We start from the raw sequence: 23,775 nt of genomic DNA on the forward strand, positions 1-23,775 counted from the left end.
TCACGGAAACGCTACTAACCGTGACGGAAATTAAGATTGCATTAACCGCGAATTCACCTTTTTCACAATAGGGTCAAGATTACGGTGTGTTTATCGGTGACGAAGCAAGGGATAGCAGAATCGTGAAACAGTTTCTTAACGCAGCTCTGGGCCTGACGATCGCCGTGGCGTCGATTTTCGCTCCGCTACAGGCTGGCGCGCAGCAGCGTTATGGCGAACAGACCATGCTGGTTACGCCGGATGGCCGCGTTCTCGATTTCATGCCGGAACGTGGCGACATCGTCATCAGCCGTGACGCAATGGGTCGTACCGTGTTCTACGACCAGTACGGCAACCTGCTGGCCACCGAAATGCCCTCCGGCTACCAGCAGCGGCAGCAGGTACGCCAGCGCGACACCACCTATTATCCACCCGCCCCCGGTGGCCAGTATCGTGAGCCGCCGCGCGACTACGGTTATCAGGACAACGGCAACGTGCGCGATTATCGCGAATATCGCGGCGACGGCTCCGATGAGAATCTCTACACCGGTTCCGTGCCAGCCCCCGGCGCGGTGGAAAGCGGCCCGCTCGGCCAGCCGATGCCGGGAGAAAGCACCACGGCCGCCGTTCCGCAACCGGACCACCTGATCGAGCGGCATACGCCGGTAACGACGCCGGTCAACCGTTCCCGCCAGGAAATCGTCGCGCTCCAGACCTTCCTCGACCGCGAGGGCATCTCCCCCGGCGTGATCGACGGGAAGATGGGCGACAATGTCAACAAGGCCATAGCCGCCTGGCAGGACATGACGGGCGAAAAGCTCGACCCGAACAATTCAGAAGACATTCTGGAACGCCTGCGCGCCTCGGGCGGCATGCCGATTGTGGATTACACGATCACCGCCGCCGATGCCGCCGGCCCCTACGTGGCCTCCATCCCGGACGACTATGCCGAGAAATCGCAGCTTCCTGCCCTTTCCTTCACGTCGACCTCGGAAGCGCTGGCCGAACGCTTCCATATGGATGAGAACTATCTGAAAGAGCTGAACCCCGGCGTCGATTTCTCCGTGCCCGGCACTATCATCAAGGTCGTCAATCCCGGCGAGGCGAAGAAGGGGCAGGTCGCCCGCATCGTTGCGCACAAGGGTATCAAGCAGGTCTTCGCCTATGGCCAGGACGGCAATCTGATTGCCGCCTATCCAGCCACGATCGGCTCCACGGACACGCCCTCGCCAAGCGGCACCCATACGGTAGAGCGTATCGCGCTCAATCCGGGCTACACCTATAATCCCAAGATCAACTTCAAGCAGGGTCAGAACGACAAGATCCTGCAGATCCCGCCGGGCCCGAACGGTCCTGTCGGCACGGTCTGGATCGCCCTGTCGAAGCCGACCTACGGCATTCACGGCACGCCGGAACCCTCGAAGATCGGCAAGACGAACAGCCATGGCTGTATTCGCCTGACCAACTGGGATGCCACCGAACTGGCGAAAATGGTCCGTCCCGGTGTGGTGGTCGAATTCGCGGAATAAATCGACTGGAAGAAAAGGAAAAAGCCCGGCGGTCCGGGCTTTTTTAGTTATGACGTTTCAGTCGCGCTTTTCCGTCAGGAAATATAGCAGCGCGGTTACCGGAAGAGCAAAGCCGATCCAGGAGGCGGCTTGCCATTCGCCAACCGCATAGGCCCAGCCGCCAACGGCGGAACCAATTGCACCGCCCATGAAGAATGTCGCCATATAGATGCCGTTCAGGCGGCTGCGGAATTCCGCCCCCAGCGTGAAGATCGCCCGCTGCCCGAGCACCAGATTGGTGGTGACACCGAAATCCAGAACGATTGCGGCAATGACAAGAATGGCGAGCGCCAGATGCGATCCCTCAGGCGCAAGATGCGTGACGGCGAAAGAGAGTGCTACCGCCAGCAGTGCAAAGAATGTCGCCGCCCGCGTCCAGCCGCGATCGGCCATCCGCCCGGCAATCGGGGCGGCGACGGTGCCGGCCGCACCAGCCAGTGCGAAGAGTGCGATCTCACCCTGGCTGAGATTGAAATGCGGCCCACTCAGATAAAGAGGCGTCGTGGTCCAGAACAGGCTGAAGGCCGCGAAGAGAAAGGCATGATAGATCGCCCGCCGCCGCAGGACGGGCGTGTGGAGCGCCAGCCGGCCCATCGAAGCCATCAAGGCGCCATAGCTCAGCCGCGCTTCAGGCATACGGGTCGGCAGGAGCCGGAAAAGCACCACGGCAAGAAGCGCCATGACGGCCGCAGACGTCAGAAACACACCGCGCCAGGAGACAACTTCCGACAGAAGGCTGGAAACCGGCCGCGCCAGCATGATGCCGGCCATCAACCCGCTCATGACATTGCCGACCACCCGCCCGCGAATGGCGTGCGGCGCCATATGGGCCGCATAGGGAACGATGACCTGCACCGCCACCGAACTGACCCCTACTAGGAAGGCTGCGATCAGAAACGGCGTCGCATGTGGCGCGAATGCTGCGGCCGCAAGGGAAAGCACCGCCATGGAGACGGAGCCGACGACCAGCTTGCGGTTTTCCACGAGATCGCCGAGCGGCACGACAAACAGCAGACCGATACCGTAACCAATCTGTGTCAGGGTCACGATCAGCCCCGTCGCGCCAGGGGAAAGACCAAGCTCCGCACCGATGATGCCGGCAAGCGGCTGACCATAATAAAGATTGGCCGCGATCAATCCGCAGGCTGTCGCCAGCAGGAAAGTCAAAGCCGGGGAAATGGATGGTGCCTGAATATCATCCCCATCAATCACACGCGTCGTCATCATTTTCTCCAATATGGAAACAATCGTTTCCTAAATATTCACAAAATTACTCGGCAAGCCTCATGGCAATATCCACCACGGCCACCATGTCTTTAAGGCTCCGCCCTGTCTTTCCCACCACGCGCATACCGTACATCATGCACAGCATCGCCCGCGCAAGATCATCGGGATCGGCCTTGGACCGCACGGAACCATCCTTCTGCCCTTCGGCAACAAGGCGGGCGACGATCCGCTCCCTCGCCTTCACGGCCCTCTCGACTACAACGGCGATGTCGTCGTCCAGTGCCGCCAGATCAGCAGCGGCACCAACCACCAGACATCCGTCGGAGCCAACACCGCCGTAGGATCGTTCGGCGTAAAACATCAGCCCCGCTCTCAGCCGCTCATAACCGGTGTCGAAACCGGCCACAGCTGCCTCGAAACGCTCGGTCTGTATGATCCTGTAGCGCTCCATCGTCGCGATGAAGACGGCTTTCTTATCCTTGAAGGCCTTGTAGAGGCTACCCTGGGCCAGCTCCATCGCATCGGTAAGATCGCCTACCGAGGTGGCGTGATAACCGCGCCGCGAGAATACCTTGATCGCGCCATCGAGCGCGCGTTCAAGATCGAACTCGCGCGGGCGGCCGCGATGGCGCTGTTCCGGGGAATGGGGCTGGCTGAAATTGCTCATGAGCGGAATATAGGAAACGATCATTTCCAAATCAAGCAAAAATTTCGCGCCATGAAGAGGACGTGGGAGCGCCTCGTAAAGGCCGCCTCTTCTCCGCATTTTGGTGGGGAACCCATTTCACCAAACCGTCGCACCGTCGCCGCAACCGGGCGGGATTCGCAACGCGAGGTCAGGCAGCCCTGCGTGTCACGAGACGTGCCAGGTGCGCAACGCGCCTCGGAAGTCTTTTCGGCAGGAGGTTGATGACTTCCTCGGCAAAGGCCGCCGCATTTTCTACCGCCTTGTCGATATTGCTGACCTTCTTGCCATCCAGACAGAGAAGCGTGCCGCCATAGTCGAAAATATCGCGATAGGCCGCCCGCTCGACAATCGCCGTGTTGAGCACGGAGACGTTCTTTTCCGCCAGCAGCATCTTGACGAGCAACAGCGAACGCGTTGCCACCATGGCGTTGACCCGTGTCAGCACGATGGAATGGGCGATCGCCTTGCCCATCTTGCGGTTCAGGAATTCTATGTGATCGAGAACTTCGGCAGCGCCACGCGCATCCATGGCCGATCCCTGTACCGGGATCAGAACATGATCGGAAATACCCAGAGCCATGGTCAAAAGCGGCGTTTTTGCGCCGGGCAGGTCAATGATGAAACAGTCTGTATTGGCCCGGTTTTCGCGAATGTGGCCTTCAAGCGAAGCCATCGTCACATGCGAAATCACTGACAGGTTTTCTACCATGCCCGAGAGTTCGTACCAGCGGGAAATCCACAATTGCGGATCGGCATCCAGAACCGTCACCCGATGGCCGCTACGGGCGAGTTCGGTCGCCAGAAGCAGCACGGCCGTGGTTTTTCCCGCGCCGCCCTTGGTATTGGCGAAAGTGATGACTGACATGATACCCCCTGTTTGTCAGAGCCGTTTCATGCTCATTCACGCACCGACGCACTTCATGGTGCTTTCCATAATCTTAACGAACAGGGTTAATAAAACACTAATAACGATTACGCCGCGTAACAAAAAGCCCGCGATGGCGTCGCGGGCTTCATGGATTAGAGGTCGTATGGTCGCCGGCACCGATGCGGGGTACAGCGTCGCCGCAGGTTTCTTCTCCCCGCCGGGGAGAAGAAACAAGCGGCACCCTCTCAACCTCTCACAAACCCGGCGATCAAAGGTAACTCCTTAAAAGCAAGCCTCAAAAAGCGCCTTGGTATTCTCAAGCGTCATCGGCACCGGATTGCCACCGCAGCTCGGGTCCTTGATCGCTTCCGCCGCCAGTTCGTCGATACGATCCGGCTTGATGCCCATGGCGGTGAGGTTCTCAGGCACGCCGAGTTCCTTGCGAAGCTCCAGCACATAGTCATAAAAGCCGTCGAAACCGCCGGAAATGCCAAGATAGGCAGCGGCGCGGGCAATCTTGTCCTCGATGGCAGGACGGTTGAAGCGCAGCACCGCCGGCATGACGACGGCATTGGTCATGCCGTGATGGGTGTTGTAGACAGCGCCGATCGGATGCGAGAGCGAGTGAATGGCCCCCAGCCCCTTCTGAAAGGCAACCGCCCCCATGGCCGCCGCCGCCATCATGTTGGTGCGGGCTTCAATATCCGTACCGTCCTTATAGGCGCGCGGCAGGAATTCCTTGACGAGACGCAGACCCTCCAGCGCCACACCGGCGCTCATCGGATGATAGAAGGGCGAGGAATAGGCCTCCAGGCAATGGGCGAAAGCATCCATGCCCGTGCCGGCCGTGATGACTTTCGGCATACCAACCGTCAGCTCCGGATCGCAAATGACGACGCCGGGCAAGAGCTTCGGATGGAAGATGATCTTCTTCACATGCGTCTGCGAATTGGTGATGACGCTGGCGCGACCGACTTCCGAACCGGTGCCGGCCGTCGTCGGAACGGCAACGATAGGCGCGATCTTGGAAGCGTCCGCCCGTGTCCACCAGTCGCCAATATCCTCGAAATCCCAGACCGGGCGGGTCTGCCCAGCCATGAAGGCGATGGTCTTGCCAAGATCGAGGCCCGAGCCGCCGCCGAAAGCGACGACGCCGTCATGGCCGCCATCGCGATAGGCCTTCACACCCGCTTCCATGTTGATTTCATTCGGGTTCGGATCGACCTCGGCGAAGATCGCCCGGCCGAGACCCGCCTCTTCCAGCACATCCAGCGCATGCGCGGTGATCGCCATATTGGCAAGGCCGCGATCCGTAACGAGAAGCGGCTTCTTGATACCAAGCGTCTTGCAGGCTTCCGCCAGTTCCTTGATCCGGCCACGGCCAAGCTTGACGGCGGTGGGATAGCTCCAGTTGGCGACGATATTCATTTCGTGACTTTCTTCAGATGGTAGGATTTCGGACGGGTCAGGTTCTGGAAACCGAGGACGGAGAGCGAACCGCCACGGCCCGTTTCCTTCACACCGGTCCAGCAAAGCGCCGGGTCGAGATAATCAGCGCGGTTCATGAACACGGTTCCGGTTTCGATCTCGCGGCCGATGCGCCCGGCACGGGCGGCATCCTGCGTCCACAGCGAAGCAGTCAGCCCGTATTTGCTGTCATTCATCAGCGCGATGGCTTCGTCATCGTTCTTCACCTTCATTATACCGACCGCCGGGCCGAAGGTTTCTTCGGTCATGAACTCCATGGAGTGATCGACATTGACGAGGATTTGCGGCGCGACATAGGCGCTTTCGCCATCATCGGCAGGGAATAGCTTCGGATCTACCAGCGCTTTCGCGCCCTTGGCAACTGCATCCGCGATCTGCGCACGCACCACCTTGGCGAAACGTTTGTTGGCCATCGGCCCGAGCGTCGTTTCCTGCTCCAGCGGATTGCCGAGCTTGTAATTGGAAACCCACGCGACCGACTTCTCGACAAAGGCGTCATAGAGGTTTTCGTTGACATAGATGCGCTCGATGCCGCAGCAGCATTGCCCGGAATTATAGGTGGCGCCATCCATCAGCGTATCGACGGCGGCATCCAGATCGGCATCCTCCATCACATAACCGGGGTCCTTGCCGCCAAGTTCAAGACCTAGACCGGTGAAGGTGCCGGCAGCGGCGCGCTCGATGGCGCGGCCACCTTCCACCGAACCGGTGAAGTTGACGAAGTTGAAAAGGCCTTCGGAAATGAGCGCCGAGGTCGTACCGTGGTCGAGGAAGACATTGATGAAGACATCGTCAGGCACACCGGCCTCGACAAAAGCCCGCACCATGCGCTCGCCCACCAGCAGCGTCTGCGCCGCATGTTTGATGACGACCGTATTGCCGGCCATCAAAGCCGGCGCGACGGTGTTGATCGCCGTCATGTAAGGATAGTTCCAGGGCGCTATGACGAAGACCACGCCATGCGCCTCACGCTCGATGCGGCGTTCGAAATTGCCGCTTTCCTCGATGACGAGCGGCGCCAACGCATCGGCTGCAATGGAGGCGACATAGTTGGAGCGTTCGTTAAACCCCTTGAACTCGCCGCCATAGCGCACCGGACGGCCCATCATATGGGCAAGTTCCGGCACGACCTCATCCACCATCTCGTTGAGGCGTGCGACACCTTTCAGAACCAACTGAACGCGGTCCTCAAGCGGGCGTCGAGCCCAGTCCTTCTGCGCCTTGCGCGCCTTTGAAACGGCGGCCCGTGCCGCCTCCAGCGACATCGCCTCCCGCTCGGCATAAACCGAGCCGTCGATGGGCGAGATATTCTGGATCATGGTCATGATGTTTTCCCGTAATGATTAGGCCCGTTCGAAACCGCGCGCCACTTCCCAGTCGGTCACGCGGCGGTCGTATTCTTCCTGTTCCCACGCCCCGGCGCGGACGTAATGATCGATCACATCGTCGCCAAAGGCGCTGCGCAGCATTTTCGATCCGTCCAGAAACGCAGTGGCGTCACGCAGCGTCTTGGGTATCTCGCGCACATCCTTGCCGCCATAGGCATCGCCGACAAATTCGGGCTCAAGTTCAAGTTTATTTTCGATGCCGTCAATGCCTGCTGCAAGCAGGGCAGCCATGGCGAGATAGGGGTTGAGATCGGAGCCGCCCACGCGGCATTCGATGCGGATGCCCTTGGTATCGGCGCCACAGAGGCGATATCCCGCCGTGCGGTTGTCGAGGCTCCAGATCGCCTTCGTGGGCGCAAAGGTTCCGGCCATGAACCGCTTGTAGGAATTGATGTAGGGCGCCAGAAAATAGGTGATCTCGCTGGCATGGGCCAGAAGGCCGGCAACATAATGCCGCATCAGTTCGGACATGCCATGCTCGGCGTCCTTGTCCAGAAAAGCCGGGGTCTTGCCGTCGAGGCTCCACAGCGACTGGTGAATATGCGAAGAACTGCCGGCGGCATTGTAGTTCCACTTAGCGAGGAACGTCACGGCCTTGCCCTTGGACCAGGCGATCTCCTTGGTGGCGTTCTTGATAATGGCGTGCCGGTCGGCCATGGTCAGCGCCTCGGCATAACGAACGTTGATTTCCGCCTGACCGGGAGACGCCTCGCCCTTGGAATTTTCAACCGGAATGCCGGCACCCTGCAGACCCTTGCGCAGCGCCCGCATAACATCCTCTTCCTTGGTTGTCTGGAAGATATGGTAATCTTCATTATAGCCGCTGGCGAGGTTCAGCCCCTTATAGCCGCCGGCGCGCGCCGCGTCGAAGGTCTGGTCGAACAGGAAGAATTCCAGCTCGGTCGCCATATAGGCCTTCAGCCCCATGGCCTCCAGCCGCGCCACCTGCTTTTTCAACAGTGCGCGCGGTGAATGGGGCACCTCTTCGTGTGTGTGATGATCGAGAACGTCGCACAGCACCAGCGCCGTGCCTTCCAGCCACGGCACACGCCGCAGCGTCGAAAGATCGGGCTTCAGCACATAATCGCCGTAACCCTTTTCCCAGCTGGACGATTTGTAACCGGGAACGGTTTCCATTTCCATGTCGGTAGCGAGTACGTAATTGCAGCTATGGGTTTCCTCATAGGCGCTTTCAACAAAAAACTCGGCCTGAAACCGCTTGCCCATCAGACGCCCCTGCATGTCCACAAGGCAGGCCAGAACCGTGTCGATGCGGCCCTCAGCGACATCCATTTTAAGCGCGTCGAATGTGTAGCTCGTCATTTTATCCGTCCCCTTTAGTGTCGTGACCGGGCGGCCGTATCCGGCCGCCCGTTTGTTTGAGCATCAGGCCTTTGCAGCCGCCGCTGCCATGGCAGCCTGCTTGTGCTCCAGCGCGAATTCCTCTTCCGGCGAGAGGATGAGGCGATGACGGCCGATGAAAGCGAAATAGGCGATGGCGACCGCAAACCAGACGGCGACCCAGAGCACGCCCTTTGTGAAGTTCGGATCCTGGATCTGGTAGAGCAGCGTGACGATGGCGATGATGATTGTCAGCACCGCACCGGGAATGCCGAAGGGCGAGCGGAACGGCCGCTCGATATGCGGCAGGTTCTTGCGGAGCAGGATGAACGAAATCGCCTGCATGATGTAGGAGAACATCGCGCCGAACACGGCCATGTTCAAAAGCACGCTGCCGATGATGCTGCCGCCCTGTTCCGCACCCAGCGCGAACCAGATGACCAGCATGACCGCGAGCCCGACTATGGCGCCGGTGATGTTGGCCACGTATGGCGTGCGGTATTTCGAATGCGTGATCGACAGCACGGTCGGAAAGTAACCCGCACGCGACAGCGAATAGATCTGGCGGCCCTGCGCATAGAGGATCGTATGAAAACTTGCGATCAGGCCCGTGAGAGCCACGAGACCAAGCAGCACCACGCCGCCATCGCCATAGATCGCCTTGAAACCGTCCAAAAGCGGCTCAAGCGACGAGCTGAGATGGAAGGCGCCGACGCCCGGCAGCGACGGGTTGAGCAGCACGATCATGAAGGCCGAAACCATCAGCGTGACCATGCCAAGGATGATTCCCTTCGGCATGTCGCGTTTCGGATCGACGGATTCCTCAGCCGCGAGCGGCAGCTGCTCGATGGCGAGGAACAGCCAGACCGCGAAAGGCAGCGTGGCGAGAACGCCCGAAAAACCGAACGGGAAGAACGAGCCACCGCCCTCCGGCAGTTCCACCGCCTTGCCATCAGGTCCGACGCCGATGTTGAGCGCAAAACGCGAAAAATCGATATTGGGAATGGCACTGATCCAGAAGAACACCAGAACGGCGAGCGAAATCAGCGTGATGACGAGCGTCACCTTGAAGGAAAGCTCGAGCCCGAAGACGTTGAGAGCAAGGAATATAGCGTAAAACGCTATCCACACGAAGGGTGAATAGGCCGGATCGAGGCCGAGAATCGAGTTCACATAGGCTGTGATGAAGGTGACGACGACCGCCGGCGTCAGCACATATTCAACATTCTCGCAAAGGCCGGTGATGAAGCCGCCCCATGGGCCCATGGCCGTGCGGGCGAAGGAATAGGCCGCACCCGTGTGTGGCAGCGCCGGGCTCATTTCGGCGATCGAGAATGTCAGCCCAAGATACATGATGGCGATGATGATGCCCGCCACCAGCATGCCGCCCCAGCCGCCGGTGGAGAAACCGAAATTCCATCCGGAAAAATGCCCTGATATGACCGCGCCGACGCCAAGCGACCAGAGCGACCACACGCCCGCATAACGGGATAGTCCGCGTTTTTCGAAATAGGATGCATCAGCTTTCTTGTAGCTGACGCCTGACGATGAACTGTCCATGCCCTTCTCTCCTGATAAGAAAAAAACAAGCCAGTCAGCCGTTATTGGCCGATTGTGCCCCAGTCTTCGGCGCCATCAGGAAACTCCCGGATCGCGCCGCACGCATCTGCTGTTCCCGTACCGCTTCGTTTTCCGGCTTCTTTGACCGGATGGCGGCAGTCTCCCTTCGACGCCTGACCCCGGTGTGTTCACCATCGGCCGGCCCCTGCTCCCTCACTCGTCGATCGATGCGAGTGCCTTCCCCATAAGCTCGTGTAGAAATGCGGCGATGTTCGCCTGCTCTCCTTCATCGGCGATCAGATCGTTGCGGATCTCGATCATGACGTTCAAAAGCCCGTCCGGCAGCGCATGCAGTCGCAACGTATGCGTCACGCCATCTTCCGGGCCATAAGGATCGTTGCGATTGACCGTGAGCGAGGCCCCTTCGGCGCCTGTCAGCATGGCGTCAGCGAGACGGCTGTCGGTATCATGCAGGATGCCGATCTCAACCTCGCGGAACCGGCCATGATAAACCGGCGTGAAACTGTGGATGGTCACCACCACCACCTTGCGGCGCTTCGCCTGCCGCTCGGCGATGATCTCGCTCACCCGGTCGTGAAACGGCACATACAGCGCTGACGTTCGGGCAAACCGCTCCGCTTCGGTGAGGTCGAAATTGCCGGGAATATCATACACTTCGCTTCTCACCGGCATGGCGGACGGCGATTCGGGGGGCCTGTTGCAATCATAGACCAGGCGGGAAAACCTCTGATAAATGAGCGTCGCGTCGAGCTTCTCCGAAAGCAGACGGGCAACGGCCAGAGCGCCGGGGTCCCATGCCACATGACTTGAAAGAACCTCGGGCGACAGGCCGAGCGTGCCTAATCTTTGCGGGACGGTGGCCGAAGCATGTTCGCAGACGAGCAGGACATCGCCCGCCGCACCGGCATTCTCGATGCCAACGGCCTGCCCTTCCGCTTCTGTGAAAAACCGCGAACGCACCGTCATGCACGTACCCCACCCGGAAAACCGTCTTCCCTAACGGCGAAAAGAATTCTTCACATTATGGCGGGAGTCAAATGGAATTTTGAAATTTTCTCTTCATTTTTCCATTGACTCAATCACGGGCAGAGATGTTTATTTTAGCCCACACAGGCAGAAAGACCGGAAGGGGAAAGATTTGCGCAACACCGCGGCCACCGTGTCGGACGTCATCCATGCCCATTACGACGCGCTGACACGTTCCGAAAAACGGCTGGCAGAAAGCCTGCTCGGCAATTATCCGGTGTCCGGCCTCGGCAGCATCACCACGATTGCCGAAAATGCCGGTGTTTCCACCCCGACAGTGGCGCGGATGGTGCAGAAGCTCGGCTATAAGGGCTACCCCGAATTTCAGGCGCATCTGCACCAGGAGCTGGAAGCGACGATCTCCGGTCCGGTGGCCAAACATGACCGCTGGGCAACCAACGCGCCGGGCCTGCACATTCTCAACCGTTTCGCCGACGCCATTACCGGCAATCTGCGCGATACGCTTGGGGATCTCGATACCGCCGTCTTCGACAATGCCGCCGCGCTGCTTTCCGACCGCAAGCGCAGCATCTACTTCGTCGGCGGGCGCATCACCGGTGCGATTGCCGAATATTTCTTCACCCACATGCAGGTGATCCGGCCGAAGACAACGCTGATGTCGTCCAACTCCAGCGCCTGGCCGCAATATATGCTGAATATGAGCGCCGGCGATGTGCTCGTCATTTTCGACATCCGCCGTTACGAGCACGATATGACGACGCTGGCAGAGGTGGCCAAGGCAAATGGGGTGCAGATCATCCTCTTTACCGACCAGTGGACATCGCCGGTGGCGCGTCATGCGCTGCATATTTTCCGGGTCAAAATAGAGGCCCCGTCCGCGTGGGATTCGTCTGTCGTTACGCTTTTTGTCGTCGAGGCGCTGATCGAAGCGGTGCAGAGCGGCACGTGGGACGAGACCAAGGAACGCATGAACGCACTGGAGGGCCTGTTTGAACAGACACGCCTGTTCCGACGCCCTGACAGAACGTGAATATGCGTAGCCGGCATACGACTTGACGCCGATGCCGCACGCTGATTGGATACCTGCGATCGCTACCAGCACGATAAAGCAGGGGAAAAACCAAGCTGGGGAACGCATCTGGTCTAACGGACAAAAACGGTCAACTCCCGCAATTGCTGGCAAAAAGCCCGATAATGGCGGAAAATGGGTTTAAAGTGGCGGAATCCGGATAAATGAATTGCCATCCAGCCGTCACATTAGCTTCATCGAGAATCCGTATCAGCGTCCGCAATATGAGAACACGAAGAGGAGAAAAAAGTGATCTCTCACTGCCGCCGACTGCTTGCTACAACCACCGCACTGGTCATCGCCTCCACCGCTATTGCCGCCGCTGAGCCGAGCGCCGAACTGATCGCCGCCGCCAAGAAGGAAGGCATGCTGACCACCATCGCCCTGCCGCACGACTGGTGTGGTTACGGCGACGTGATCGCCGCCTTCAAGGCGAAATATCCGGAAATCACCGTCAATGAACTGAACCCCGACGCCGGCTCCGCCGACGAAGTCGAAGCAGTCAAGGCAAACAAGGACAATAAGGGCCCGCAGGCGCCTGACGTCATTGACGTCGGTCTTGCTTTCGGCCCGCAGATGAAGGCCGAAGGCCTGCTGCAGCCCTACAAGGTCTCCACCTGGGACGAAATTCCTGACAACGTCAAGGATTCCGAAGGTTACTGGTACGGCGATTATTACGGCGTGATGTCGTTCTTCGTGAACAAGGATCTTGTCAAGGAAACGCCGAAGGACTGGGCAGACCTTCTGAAGGCTGACTATTCCGGTCAGGTCGCGCTTGCGGGTGACCCGCGCGCCTCCAACCAGGCTATCCTCGGTGTTCTCGCCGCCGGTCTTTCAACCGGAGCAAAATCCGGCAAGGAAGCCGGTGAAGCCGGCCTGAAATATTTCGCCGACCTCAACAAGGCTGGCAACTTCCTGCCGACTATTGGCAAGGCCGGTACACTTGCACAGGGTGCCACGCCGATTATCGTTGCCTGGGACTATAATGCGCTATCCTGGAAGAAGACGCTGAACGACAACCCGCCGACGGAAGTCGTCGTTCCCGAGAAGGGCGTTCTCGCCGGTGTTTACGTGCAGGGCATTTCCGCTTACGCCCCGCATCCGAATGCTGCCAAGCTGTGGATGGAGCACCTCTACTCCGACGACGGTCAGCTCGGCTGGCTGAAGGGTTATTGCCACCCGATCCGCTTCAACGCCATGGTCAAGGCCGGCAAGGTTCCGCAGGACCTGATCGACAGCCTGCCGCCGGCAGCAGCCTATGAAAAGGCGATCTTCCCGACGCTCGAGGAAGTCGATGCCAACAAGGCGGCCGTCACTGGCGGCTGGGATAGCGTTGTCGGCGCGAACGTGAAGTAAATTGTTGAAAACGCACCCCGGCCGATCAAAGCCGGGGTGCTTCTTTTATAATATAGACCTTTATAGACAGACCGTTTGAAAACGGCGTTTGGGGACAAGGATGCCATCAACCAACACCGGCGGACCATCCGACGCGCGCAGAAAGCTGCCGCTGCATTGGATAGGCGTCGTACCTTTTGCCGTTTTTGTGCTGCTGTTTCTGATTATGCCGACGATGAAGATCGTCGTTGGCGCGTTCCAGCGGACAGACGGAACTTTCACGCTTGAAAACATTGCAGGGCTTTTTACCGCATCCATCCTTTCGGCCTACTGGATCTCGATAAAGATCAGCCTCGCTTCTGCAGCGCTCGGCTGCCTGATCGGCTTTGCCGTCGCCGCGGCCGTAGTGCTCGGTGGTCTGCCGCAGCGTATCCGCGGACCGCTTCTCACCTTTTCAGGCGTCGCCTCGCAATTCGCCGGGGTACCGCTTGCCTTCGCCTTCATCGCCACGCTTGGCCCGGTCGGCCTCCTGACCGTCTTCCTGAAGACGCAGATCGGCATCGATCTCAGGATGCTCGGCTTCAACATCCTGTCCTTCTGGGGTCTCACCGTCACCTATCTGTTCTTCCAGATTCCGCTGATGATCCTCATCATCACGCCCGCGCTTGACGGCCTGAAGCGCGAATGGCGCGAAGCGGCGGAAATTCTCGGAGCCACCGGCTTTCAATATTGGCGCATGGTGGCCTTTCCGATCTTGCTGCCGTCGCTGCTCGGCACCATGTCGCTGCTGTTTGCCAATGCCTTCGGCGCAGTGGCCACCGCAATTGCGCTCACCGGCTCCTCGCTCAACATCGTACCGATCCTGCTCTTCGCGCAGATTCGCGGCGACGTTCTCGGCAATCCGCATCTCGGTTACGCGCTCGCCTTCGGCATGATCGTCGTGACAGGCATTGCCAATGCACTTTATATCTGGCTGCGCGCCCGCAGCGAAAGGTGGCTGAAATGAAGCGTTTCTTCGCCTGGGGCGCGCTGATTTTCGGCCTGCTCTATTTCGCCCTGCCGCTGATCGGCATGACCAATTTCTCGCTGAAAATGCGGCGCGGCGAATATTCTTTCGACGCTTATGCCAAGGTGCTGGGCGACCCGCGCTTCCAGGAAACCTTCAGCTATTCCGTCGTCATGGCGCTGTTCACCATCATTTTCGGCGTCCTGCTGGTGGTGCCGACCGCCTATTGGGTGCGTCTGAAACTGCCGGGCCTGCGCCCCTATATCGAATTCATCACGCTTCTGCCGCTGGTCATCCCGGCCATCGTCATCGTCTTCGGTTATATCAGGCTTTACAACACCTCCAGCTGGCTGCCGCTGACCGGCACGAGCTTCGGCACCAACCTGCTTCTGATGTTCGGTTATGCCACGCTCGCCCTGCCCTATATGTACCGCGCCGTCGATACCGGCCTCAGAACCATCGACGTGGCGACACTGACGGAAGCGGCGCAGAGCCTTGGCGCGGGCTGGACGACCATCCTTTCGCGCATCATCCTGCCCAATGTTCTGGTCGCCGTGCTGTCGGGCGCCTTCCTGACCTTCGCTATCGTCATCGGTGAATTCACCATGGCAGCCCTTTTGAACCGCCCGGCCTTCGGCCCCTACATGCAGCTGCTGGGTGCCAACCGCGCCTATGAACCGGCAGCGCTTGCCGTGATTTCCTTCGGCATTACCTGGGGTTGCCTCGGTCTGATCCAACTCGTTTCACGCTACCAGAAGGGCGCGCCTCCCAAGGCCTGAGGACAATATTTCATGAGCTTTTTGACACTTAGCAACATCAAGAAATCCTTCGGCTCCGTCCAGGTCGTACATGATTTCAACATGGCCATCGAAAAGGGCGAGTTCGTCTCCTTCCTCGGGCCATCGGGCTGCGGCAAGACCACGGTACTGCGCATGATCGCCGGTTTCGAAATCCCGACCGGAGGGTCGATCGTCATCAACGGCAAGGACCAGACAACGCTCCGGCCCAACCAGCGCAATATTGGCATGGTGTTCCAGGCTTATGCGCTGTTCCCGAACATGAACGTCTATGAAAACGTCGCCTTCGGCCTGAAAGTCGCTGGCAAACCGAAAGCCGAAATCGACGCGCGCGTGAAAGAAATGCTCCAGCTCATCCACCTGGAGCATCTGGCTGACCGTTATCCCTACCAGATGTCGGGTGGCCAACAGCAACGCGTGGCGTTGGCCCGTGCGCTCGCGCCGAAGCCGGAAGTGCTTTTGCTGGACGAACCGCTCTCGGCACTCGACGCCAAGATCCGTGTTTCGCTGCGCGAGGAAATCCGTCAGATTCAGCAGAAACTCGGCATCACTACCATTTTCGTGACCCACGATCAGGAAGAGGCCCTGTCGATTTCCGACCGCATCGTTGTCATGAATGCCGGCCGCGCCGACCAGATCGGCTCGCCCTTTGATATCTACAACACGCCCGCGACCCGCTTCGTCGCTTCCTTCGTGGGCACGCTGAACCTCATCGACGCGATCGTGGCGGACTCCTCATCCAACACCATCCAGGTCGGGGAGCAGCAGATCACCCTGCAAAAGCCGGTCAATGCGGCAAACGGCGAAAAAATCACCCTTGCCCTGCGCCCTGAAGCGGGTTCGCTCGGCAGCGACGCGAAAGGCGATGTCGCCATTTCCGGCACGGTCACCTCCAGCCAGTTCCTCGGCTCGGTCATCCGCACCCGCCTCGATCTCGGCGGATCCACGCTGTCATTCGACATGTTCAACGATCCCGGCACAGCACCGCCCGCCGTCGGTGAGCAGGTCACGCTGAAATTCGCAGCCGGCGACCTGATGCTCATCAAGGACTAAAACGCTTTTCCAGACGCAAAACCGCTTCGCCCATTTGCGGGAGATGGTAGAGCAGGTATGACTTCGAACCTGCATACCAACGATGTGAGGCCATGATGCGCGCGCTTTATTACGAACGATTCGGTGAGACCCCCGTTGTCGCGTCCCTGCCGGATCCGGAACCGACAGATGGCGGTGTGGTCATCGAGGTAAAGGCCACCGGCCTTTGCCGAAGTGATTGGCACGGTTGGATGGGACATGACCCGGATATTCGCCTGCCGCATGTTCCCGGCCACGAATTCGCCGGGGTGATTGCCGCTGTCGGCAAAAACGTCACCCGCTTCAAGACCGGCGACCGCGTCACCGTGCCCTTCGTCTCCGGCTGCGGTCATTGCCATGAATGCCGCTCCGGCAACCAGCAGGTCTGCGAGGCGCAGTTCCAGCCCGGCTTCACCCATTGGGGCTCCTTCGCCGAATATGTCGCCATCGATTATGCCGATCAGAACCTCGTGCATCTGCCGGATACGATGAGCTACGCCACCGCCGCCGGCCTCGGTTGCCGTTTCGCCACCTCCTTCCGTGCCGTAACCGATCAGGGACGCCTGAAGGGCGGCGAATGGCTGGCGGTGCATGGCTGCGGCGGCGTCGGCCTCTCCGCCATCATGATCGGCGCCGGCCTCGGCGCGCAGGTCGTCGCCATCGACATTGCCGAAGACAAGCTCGAACTTGCGCGGCAGCTCGGCGCGACCGCCACCATCAACAGCCGCGCGGTTGCCGATGTTGCCGAGGCGGTTCGCGAGGTGACGGGTGGCGGTGCACATGTCTCTGTCGATGCGCTCGGCCACCCGCAGACCTGCTGCAACTCCATCAGCAACCTGCGCCGGCGCGGCCGCCATGTGCAGGTGGGGCTCATGCTCGCCGACCACGCCATGCCCGCCATTCCCATGGCGCGGGTGATCGCGCATGAGCTGGAGATCTATGGTAGCCACGGCATGCAGGCGTGGCGTTATGAGGACATGCTGGCTATGATCGAAAGCGGCAGGCTCGCGCCGGAAAAGCTGATCGGCCGCCACATCACGCTTTCCGAGGCCGCAACCGCCCTGCCCGCCATGGACAGCTTCAGGGAAAGCGGCATCAGCATCATCGACCGTTTCGAATAGGGATAATGGCTTTTGACACGGGGCACCGTTTAAGTGTCTTCCGTCAGGAGGAGCCCAACATGCTGTTTCTCGATAGCGTAACCACAAAAGAGAACCTCGACGGAAGCGACGTCTATCCCTTCTCCGTCCCTGCGCTGCGCCATCTGCAACGTCTTGAGTTCAAGACGCCGATCACCTTTTTCGCCGGCAATAACGGTTCGGGCAAATCAACACTGCTGGAAGGACTGGCGGCGGGAATGACTGCCTATGCCATCGGCAATCACGGTCAGGTAACCGGCGACCTTTACCTTCAGCACGCCGAGACCGTGGCGAAGTCGTTCTATTTCGCCCGCAAGAAATATCCGAAAATCCGCATGTTTCTGCGCGCCGAAGACGTGCTTGGTTATATCCGCCGCCAGAATGAGGAAGCGCTGGACGATTTTCGCTGGGAGCGGGAAAAGGCACTGAAAAAAGGCGAGGATTTTCCAGAGGAAACGCCCGAGACATTTCGCAGGATCGTCAGGAACAATATACTCGACCGCCGTTCCCACGGCGAAGGGTTTATGGACATCATGCAGCAGAGGTTGCACGGTGCCGGTCTTTATTTTCTGGATGAACCGGAAAGCCCGCTTTCAATGCAGAAACAGCTCGAACTCGCCGCGCTCATCCGCCATGCGGCCGATCGAGGCGGGCAATTGATCATCGCCACCCATTCGCCCGTCCTTCTGGCCATTCCAGAGGCAACGATTTATCATTTCGACGAGGATGGCATCACCGAACGTCTTTATGACGAGTTGGAGACCATAATCTTCCTGCGGCGCTTTCTCGACAGCCCATCGAAATACCTGAGTGATTGAACAGCATAAGGCTTGAAATCGCGCTGCGCTTGCCGCATTCCCATAAGTAATACGAAATTTAGAAAAGAAGCAGCCTCATGTCTCCCACCACCACACCGGCGGCAGCCCGGCCCCTCAATAGCCAGGATTACAAAACGCTCGGCCTTTCGGCCCTGGGCGGTGCGCTCGAATTTTACGACTTCATCATTTTCGTATTTTTCGCGACCGTGATCGGCCATCTGTTCTTCCCGCCTGAGATGCCGGATTGGCTGGTGATGATCCAGACCTTCGGCATCTTTGCCGCCGGTTATCTGGTGCGGCCGCTGGGCGGTATCGTACTGGCGCATTATGGCGACCGTTACGGCCGCAAGCGTGTCTTCGCTTTCTCGATCCTCTTGATGGCTCTTTCCACGCTGGGCATGGCACTGATGCCGACCTACGCCACCATTGGCGTGGCCGCTCCCATCCTGCTCATCATCCTGCGCATGCTGCAGGGTGCCGCCATCGGCGGTGAAGTGCCCGGCGCCTGGACCTTCGTTGCCGAACACGTGCCCTTCCGCCGCGTCGGCCTCGCCTGTGGTTTCCTCACCTCCGGTCTTTCCTTTGGCATCATGCTGGGCTCGTTGATCGCCTTTGCCATCAATTCGCTTTTCACGCCGGAAGACGTGGCCGGTTACGCCTGGCGCATTCCCTTCCTGCTCGGCGGCATTTTCGGCCTCATCGCCGTTTATCTGCGCCGCTGGCTGGAAGAGACACCGATCTTCATGGAAATGAAGAAGTCGAAGTCACTGACGGACAAGCTGCCGCTCGGGCTGGTGCTGAAGCACCATATGCGCGGCGTGATCATCTCCGCCCTGCTGACCTGGGTTCTGTCAGCGGCAATCGTCGTCACCACGCTGATGACGGCGACCTTCCTGCAAAAGCTCTACGGCTATACGCCAACGCAGGCGCTCGCCGGCACCAGCTTCGGCACGCTGTTCCTGATCTTCGGCGTCATCATTGCCGGGGCGCTGATCGACCGTATCGGCTCCGGCCTCTTCTTCATGGGCGCCAGCATCTTCTTCGGTATCGCCACCTTCACCTTCTACAGCTACGCCGGCACCTCGCTTCAGACCATGTTCTTGCTTTACGGCGTCATGGGCCTTTCGGTCGGCATGGCCGGTGCGGTGCCCTATGTCATGGTGCGGGCGTTTCCGGCATCCGTCCGTTTTTCCGGCCTCTCCTTCGCCTACAACGTCTCTTATGCCGTCTTCGGCGGGCTGACGCCGATCGGCGTGACGACGGCGCTTGCGATCAACCCCATGGCCCACGCCTGGTATCTGGTCTTCATCGCCGTCCTCGCCTTCGCGATCGGTCTCTACCTCTATCTGCGCGGCAGCGAGATAGAGAGCCATGTCGGCATTGAGGAACTGGCGGCGTTGCGGTCGTAGGTTCCACAGTAAACAAAAAAGCGCGGGCAAGACCCGCGCTTTTTATTTGTCCCGGCAATGCGTGAACCATCAGGCCGCGCTATCGATTTTCTCCTCGCCGTTCGTCGGCACGTAGTTGAGCACCGGACCGAGCCAGCGCTCCACTTCCTCAACCGGCATATCCTTGCGGCGCGCATAATCCAGCACCTGATCACGCTCCACCTTGGCAACGCCGAAATAATAGCTCTCGGGATGACCGATATAGATGCCGGAGACGGAAGAACCCGGCCACATGGCGTAACTTTCCGTCAATTCCACACCCGCCGCATTGGTGGCGTCGAGCAGGGCAAACAGCGTCTTCTTTTCGGTGTGGTCGGGCTGGGCCGGATAGCCAGGTGCCGGGCGGATACCGGCATAGGCCTCTCCAATCAGCTCATCACCGGCAAAAGCCTCATCCGGTGCATAACCCCAGAACTCCTTACGCACCCGCTCATGCATGCGCTCTGCAAAGGCTTCCGCAAAACGGTCGGCCAGCGCCTTCACGAGGATGGACGAATAATCGTCATTCGCCCGCTCGAAACGCTCGGCAATCGCCACTTCTTCGATACCCGCCGTTACCACGAAGCCGCCGACATAATCGGCAACACCGCTATCGACGGGCGCAACGAAATCGGAGAGCGCCACATTCGGGCGTCCATCGCGTTTGGAAAGCTGCTGACGCAGCGTGAAGAAAGTCGCCAGTTCTTCTTTACGGCTCTCATCCGTAAACAGCCTGATATCGTCACCGACAGCGTTGGCAGGCCAGAAGCCGATCACCGCACGCGGCCGGAACCAGTTCTCCTCGATGATTTTCGCAAGCATTGCCTGCGCATCGGCATAAAGCTGCCGCGCCGCCTCTCCCTGCTTTTCGTCTTCGAGAATGGCCGGGAAACGGCCCTTCAGCTCCCAGGTCTGGAAGAAGGGCGTCCAGTCGATGTACCGGGAAAGCTCTTCCAGGTCGTAGGTCTCGAATACCTTTGTGCCGAAGAACTGCGGCTTGACGGCGCTATAGCTCGACCAGTCAATCTTGTGCGCATTCTCGCGGGCGCGGGAAAGCGGCAGGCGCTGCTTCTCACGCTCGTTGCGGGCGTGAGCCTCTGCCACCTTGGCATATTCGCTGCGAATACCGTCGATATAAGCCGGCTTCTGCTCGGCGGAGAGAAGCGCCGACACGACGCCCACGGCGCGCGAGGCGTCGGTCACATAGATCGCCTGCCCCTGCTCATACCGCGGATGAATTTTTACCGCCGTATGCACACGGCTCGTCGTCGCACCACCGATTAGCAGCGGGATGTCGAAACCCTGCCGTTCCATTTCTGCGGCCACATGCACCATCTCGTCCAGCGACGGGGTAATGAGGCCGGAAAGGCCGATCACATCCACCTTTTCGGCGATTGCCGTTTCGAGGATTTTCGTCGTCGGCACCATGACGCCGAGATCGATGATCTCGTAATTGTTGCAGGCGAGAACGACACCGACGATGTTCTTGCCGATATCGTGCACATCGCCCTTGACGGTCGCCATCAGCACCTTGCCGGCCGCCTTCTTCTCTTCGCCGCCGTTCAGGCGCTTTTCTTCTTCCATGTAAGGAAGAAGCACCGCCACGGCCTGCTTCATCACGCGAGCGGATTTCACCACCTGCGGCAGGAACATCTTGCCCGAACCGAAGAGGTCGCCCACCACGTTCATGCCGGCCATCAGCGGCCCTTCGATGACGTGCAGCGGACGCTCCGCCTTCTGGCGCGCCTCTTCCGTATCGGCCTCGATATATTCGGTGATGCCGTTGACCAGCGCGTGCTCCAGCCTTTTCTCGACGGGCAGTTCACGCCAGGAAAGATCCTGAACCTTGGTATCCTTGGCGCCCGTGCCCCGGAAACGCTCCGCGACCTCCAGCAGGCGTTCGGTCGCGTCATCGCGGCGGTTCAGCACCACGTCCTCGCAGGCCTCGCGAAGCTCCGGGTCGATATTGTCATAAACCGCAAGCTGACCGGCGTTGACGATGCCCATATCCATGCCAACCTGGATGGCGTGATACAGGAACACGGCATGCATCGCCTCGCGCACCGGTTCATTGCCGCGGAAGGAGAAGGAAAGGTTGGAAACGCCACCGGAAATATGCGTAAGCGGCATGGTTTCGCGGATGGTCTTGGTGGCCTCGATGAAATCAACGCCGTAATTATTGTGCTCCTCGATACCGGTCGCGACAGCAAAGACGTTCGGATCGAAGATGATGTCCTCAGGCGCCAGCCCGGCCTTTTCGGTCAGCAGCTTGTAGGCCCGCGCGCAGATTTCCACCTTGCGCTGATAGGTATCCGCCTGCCCCGCCTCGTCAAAGGCCATGACAACGACTGCCGCGCCGTAATTGTGGACGAGCCGCGCCTGCTGGAGAAACTTCTCCTCGCCTTCCTTCAGCGAAATGGAATTGACGATCGACTTGCCCTGAACGCATTTCAAACCTGCCTCGATGATCTCGAACTTCGACGAGTCGATCATGACAGGCACGCGGGCGATGTCGGGCTCGGCAGCGATGAGGTTCAAAAACTCGACCATCGCCTTTTCGGAATCGATGAGGCCTTCATCCATGTTGATGTCGATGATCTGCGCGCCGTTTTCCACCTGATCGCGGGCAACGGCCAGCGCCGCCGTGTAATCACCGGCGGTGATAAGCTTGCGGAACTTGGCCGAGCCGGTGACGTTGGTGCGCTCGCCGACGTTGACGAAGGGAATGTCCTTGGTCAGCACGAAGGGCTCAAGGCCCGAAAGCGACATGAAGGGCTTGTGCTCGGGGATCGGGCGCGGCTTGTAATCCTTCACCGCTTCGGCAATCGCCCGGATATGCTCCGGCGTCGAGCCGCAGCAACCGCCAACGATGTTCACGAGGCCGTCGCGGGCGAAACCCTGCACCTGACGCGCCATCATCTCAGGCGTTTCGTCATACTGTCCGAACTCGTTCGGCAGGCCTGCATTCGGATAGGCACAGACGAAGGTGTCGGCGACGTCTGAAAGCTCCTGCAGGTGCGGACGCATTGCATCCGCACCGAGTGCGCAGTTAAGGCCGATGGTAAAGGGGTTGGCGTGGCGCACCGAATTCCAGAAGGCAGACGGCGTCTGGCCGGAAAGCGTGCGGCCGGATAGGTCTGTGATCGTGCCCGAGATCATGACCGGCAGGCGGATGCCCTTGGCCTCGAAACGCTCCTCGCAGGCGAAGATCGCCGCCTTTGCATTCAGCGTATCGAAGATTGTCTCGATGAGGATGATATCGGCGCCGCCGTCGATCAGGCCGTCGATCTGCTCGCCATAGGCGATACGCAGATCGTCAAAGCTGACGGCGCGGTAACCGGGATTGTTGACATCTGGCGAAATCGAGGCCGTACGGTTGGTGGGGCCGATGGCGCCAGCGACAAAACGGCGGCGGCCATCTTCCCGCTCGGCGCGCTGGGCGGCGCGGCGGACGATCTGCGCACCCTCGCGGTTGAGGTCATAGACCGCATTTTCCATCTCGTAATCAGCCTGCGCGATACGGGTCGAGGAAAACGTGTTGGTTTCGAGAATATCCGCACCCGCCATGGCGTAGCGATAGTGGATGTCTTCGATAGCGTCCGGCTGGGTCAGAATCAGAAGGTCGTTATTGCCTTTCTGGTGACAGGCGCAGCCGATGAAGCGGTCACCGCGAAAATGATCTTCGTCAAAACCAAGACCCTGAATCTGCGTGCCCATGGCGCCGTCGAGAATGAGGATGCGTTCGCTGGCGGCTTCGCGCAGCGCCTTGAAAATTTCCGCGCCGTCGCGCTTTGCCCCCTCAGGGCCAAACAGATCGTCAAACACGGGCACACTCCTCATTTCGATTTGCAAGATCGCAAGTCGTCAAGTCACATAAAGATATGTTTATGTCAATATATCTTCAAGGGACAGGCATGGCTTTGCGTCGTTGCGTCACGTTACGAAATATCGCTGACAGATGACAGGTTTATACGGCAAGGATATAAGCCGAAGCAGCA

The 23,775-nt window shown here is 59.4% G+C and carries 18 protein-coding genes; 9 read left to right on the forward strand and 9 right to left on the reverse strand.

What is annotated here, in order from left to right; genetic code table 11:
• Positions 1 to 122 precede the first annotated feature (122 nt).
• A complete protein-coding gene (locus EYD00_RS08760) occupies positions 123 to 1,508 on the forward strand; it encodes a L,D-transpeptidase family protein (protein WP_004442842.1) in 1,386 nt (461 codons plus the stop codon).
• Positions 1,509 to 1,565: 57 nt separating this feature from the next.
• Here the strand turns inward: EYD00_RS08760 and EYD00_RS08765 are convergent, their stop codons facing one another.
• From EYD00_RS08765 to EYD00_RS08800, 8 genes are all read right to left on the reverse strand, one after another.
• A complete protein-coding gene (locus EYD00_RS08765) occupies positions 1,566 to 2,771 on the reverse strand; it encodes an MFS transporter (protein ID WP_034498792.1) in 1,206 nt (401 codons plus the stop codon).
• 46 nt (positions 2,772 to 2,817) lie between these two features.
• Positions 2,818 to 3,465, reverse strand: coding sequence for a TetR/AcrR family transcriptional regulator (locus EYD00_RS08770; protein WP_004442845.1), 648 nt, complete (start codon positions 3,463 to 3,465; stop codon positions 2,818 to 2,820).
• Between the two features lie 145 nt (positions 3,466 to 3,610).
• Positions 3,611 to 4,327, reverse strand: coding sequence for a ParA family protein (locus EYD00_RS08775; protein ID WP_004442847.1), 717 nt, complete (start codon positions 4,325 to 4,327; stop codon positions 3,611 to 3,613).
• A 285-nt stretch (positions 4,328 to 4,612) separates the two neighbouring features.
• A complete protein-coding gene (locus EYD00_RS08780) occupies positions 4,613 to 5,758 on the reverse strand; it encodes an iron-containing alcohol dehydrogenase (RefSeq protein ID WP_034498788.1) in 1,146 nt (381 codons plus the stop codon).
• Positions 5,755 to 7,143, reverse strand: coding sequence for an aldehyde dehydrogenase family protein (locus tag EYD00_RS08785; RefSeq protein WP_004442851.1), 1,389 nt, complete (start codon positions 7,141 to 7,143; stop codon positions 5,755 to 5,757). The genes EYD00_RS08780 and EYD00_RS08785 overlap by 4 nt, the downstream gene beginning before the upstream one ends.
• A gap of 18 nt (positions 7,144 to 7,161) precedes the next feature.
• Positions 7,162 to 8,529, reverse strand: coding sequence for a glutamine synthetase family protein (locus tag EYD00_RS08790; RefSeq protein ID WP_004442854.1), 1,368 nt, complete (start codon positions 8,527 to 8,529; stop codon positions 7,162 to 7,164).
• 63 nt (positions 8,530 to 8,592) lie between these two features.
• The gene (locus tag EYD00_RS08795; protein WP_004442855.1) at positions 8,593 to 10,107 is read right to left on the reverse strand and encodes an amino acid permease; all 1,515 of its coding nucleotides are present in this window, start codon (positions 10,105 to 10,107) and stop codon (positions 8,593 to 8,595) included.
• Positions 10,108 to 10,320: 213 nt separating this feature from the next.
• Positions 10,321 to 11,094, reverse strand: a complete 774-nt coding sequence (locus EYD00_RS08800) for an N-formylglutamate amidohydrolase (RefSeq protein WP_004442857.1) — start codon at positions 11,092 to 11,094, stop codon at positions 10,321 to 10,323.
• A gap of 172 nt (positions 11,095 to 11,266) precedes the next feature.
• Here EYD00_RS08800 and EYD00_RS08805 point away from each other — a divergent pair, with 172 nt between their 5' ends.
• The 8 genes from EYD00_RS08805 to EYD00_RS08845 all read left to right on the forward strand — a co-directional run bounded on the left by EYD00_RS08805 (position 11,267) and on the right by EYD00_RS08845 (position 19,759).
• Entirely contained in the window at positions 11,267 to 12,145 is an 879-nt protein-coding gene (locus tag EYD00_RS08805; RefSeq protein ID WP_004442858.1) for a MurR/RpiR family transcriptional regulator, read from the forward strand.
• A 288-nt stretch (positions 12,146 to 12,433) separates the two neighbouring features.
• On the forward strand, positions 12,434 to 13,540 hold the full coding sequence (locus tag EYD00_RS08815) for an ABC transporter substrate-binding protein (protein WP_004442860.1): 1,107 nt from the start codon (positions 12,434 to 12,436) through the stop codon (positions 13,538 to 13,540).
• A gap of 100 nt (positions 13,541 to 13,640) precedes the next feature.
• Entirely contained in the window at positions 13,641 to 14,525 is an 885-nt protein-coding gene (locus EYD00_RS08820; RefSeq protein ID WP_004442861.1) for an ABC transporter permease, read from the forward strand.
• Complete coding sequence (locus EYD00_RS08825) at positions 14,522 to 15,304, forward strand: ABC transporter permease (RefSeq protein ID WP_004442862.1); 783 nt, start codon at positions 14,522 to 14,524, stop codon at positions 15,302 to 15,304. Before EYD00_RS08820 ends, EYD00_RS08825 begins: the two co-directional genes overlap by 4 nt.
• 12 nt (positions 15,305 to 15,316) lie before the next feature.
• Complete coding sequence (locus EYD00_RS08830; RefSeq protein WP_004442863.1) at positions 15,317 to 16,375, forward strand: ABC transporter ATP-binding protein; 1,059 nt, start codon at positions 15,317 to 15,319, stop codon at positions 16,373 to 16,375.
• Between the two features lie 95 nt (positions 16,376 to 16,470).
• Positions 16,471 to 17,514: a zinc-dependent alcohol dehydrogenase family protein gene (locus EYD00_RS08835; protein WP_004442864.1), complete on the forward strand. Its 1,044-nt coding sequence runs from the start codon at positions 16,471 to 16,473 to the stop codon at positions 17,512 to 17,514.
• Positions 17,515 to 17,573: 59 nt separating this feature from the next.
• The gene (locus EYD00_RS08840; protein WP_004442865.1) at positions 17,574 to 18,350 is read left to right on the forward strand and encodes an AAA family ATPase; all 777 of its coding nucleotides are present in this window, start codon (positions 17,574 to 17,576) and stop codon (positions 18,348 to 18,350) included.
• Between the two features lie 77 nt (positions 18,351 to 18,427).
• The gene (locus EYD00_RS08845) at positions 18,428 to 19,759 is read left to right on the forward strand and encodes an MFS transporter (protein ID WP_004442867.1); all 1,332 of its coding nucleotides are present in this window, start codon (positions 18,428 to 18,430) and stop codon (positions 19,757 to 19,759) included.
• Positions 19,760 to 19,828: 69 nt separating this feature from the next.
• Here the strand turns inward: EYD00_RS08845 and metH are convergent, their stop codons facing one another.
• Positions 19,829 to 23,602, reverse strand: a complete 3,774-nt coding sequence (gene metH / locus EYD00_RS08850; RefSeq protein WP_004442869.1) for a methionine synthase — start codon at positions 23,600 to 23,602, stop codon at positions 19,829 to 19,831.
• Positions 23,603 to 23,775 lie beyond the last annotated feature (173 nt).

It is taken from the genome of Agrobacterium sp. 33MFTa1.1, from assembly GCF_004328495.1.
In the GTDB taxonomy this organism is placed as follows: domain Bacteria; phylum Pseudomonadota; class Alphaproteobacteria; order Rhizobiales; family Rhizobiaceae; genus Agrobacterium; species Agrobacterium pusense.

Coding starts and splice junctions, on each gene's coding strand:
- EYD00_RS08820 (WP_004442861.1), top strand. CDS start 13,641: ATGCCATCAACCAACACCGGCGGACCATCCGACGCGCGCAGAAAGCTG.
- EYD00_RS08825 (WP_004442862.1), top strand. CDS start 14,522: ATGAAGCGTTTCTTCGCCTGGGGCGCGCTGATTTTCGGCCTGCTCTAT.
- EYD00_RS08830 (WP_004442863.1), top strand. CDS start 15,317: ATGAGCTTTTTGACACTTAGCAACATCAAGAAATCCTTCGGCTCCGTC.
- EYD00_RS08800 (WP_004442857.1), bottom strand. CDS start 11,094: ATGACGGTGCGTTCGCGGTTTTTCACAGAAGCGGAAGGGCAGGCCGTT.
- EYD00_RS08780 (WP_034498788.1), bottom strand. CDS start 5,758: ATGAATATCGTCGCCAACTGGAGCTATCCCACCGCCGTCAAGCTTGGC.
- EYD00_RS08765 (WP_034498792.1), bottom strand. CDS start 2,771: ATGACGACGCGTGTGATTGATGGGGATGATATTCAGGCACCATCCATT.
- EYD00_RS08795 (WP_004442855.1), bottom strand. CDS start 10,107: ATGGACAGTTCATCGTCAGGCGTCAGCTACAAGAAAGCTGATGCATCC.
- EYD00_RS08840 (WP_004442865.1), top strand. CDS start 17,574: ATGCTGTTTCTCGATAGCGTAACCACAAAAGAGAACCTCGACGGAAGC.
- EYD00_RS08785 (WP_004442851.1), bottom strand. CDS start 7,143: ATGACCATGATCCAGAATATCTCGCCCATCGACGGCTCGGTTTATGCC.
- EYD00_RS08835 (WP_004442864.1), top strand. CDS start 16,471: ATGCGCGCGCTTTATTACGAACGATTCGGTGAGACCCCCGTTGTCGCG.
- EYD00_RS08770 (WP_004442845.1), bottom strand. CDS start 3,465: ATGATCGTTTCCTATATTCCGCTCATGAGCAATTTCAGCCAGCCCCAT.
- EYD00_RS08790 (WP_004442854.1), bottom strand. CDS start 8,529: ATGACGAGCTACACATTCGACGCGCTTAAAATGGATGTCGCTGAGGGC.
- EYD00_RS08845 (WP_004442867.1), top strand. CDS start 18,428: ATGTCTCCCACCACCACACCGGCGGCAGCCCGGCCCCTCAATAGCCAG.
- EYD00_RS08775 (WP_004442847.1), bottom strand. CDS start 4,327: ATGTCAGTCATCACTTTCGCCAATACCAAGGGCGGCGCGGGAAAAACC.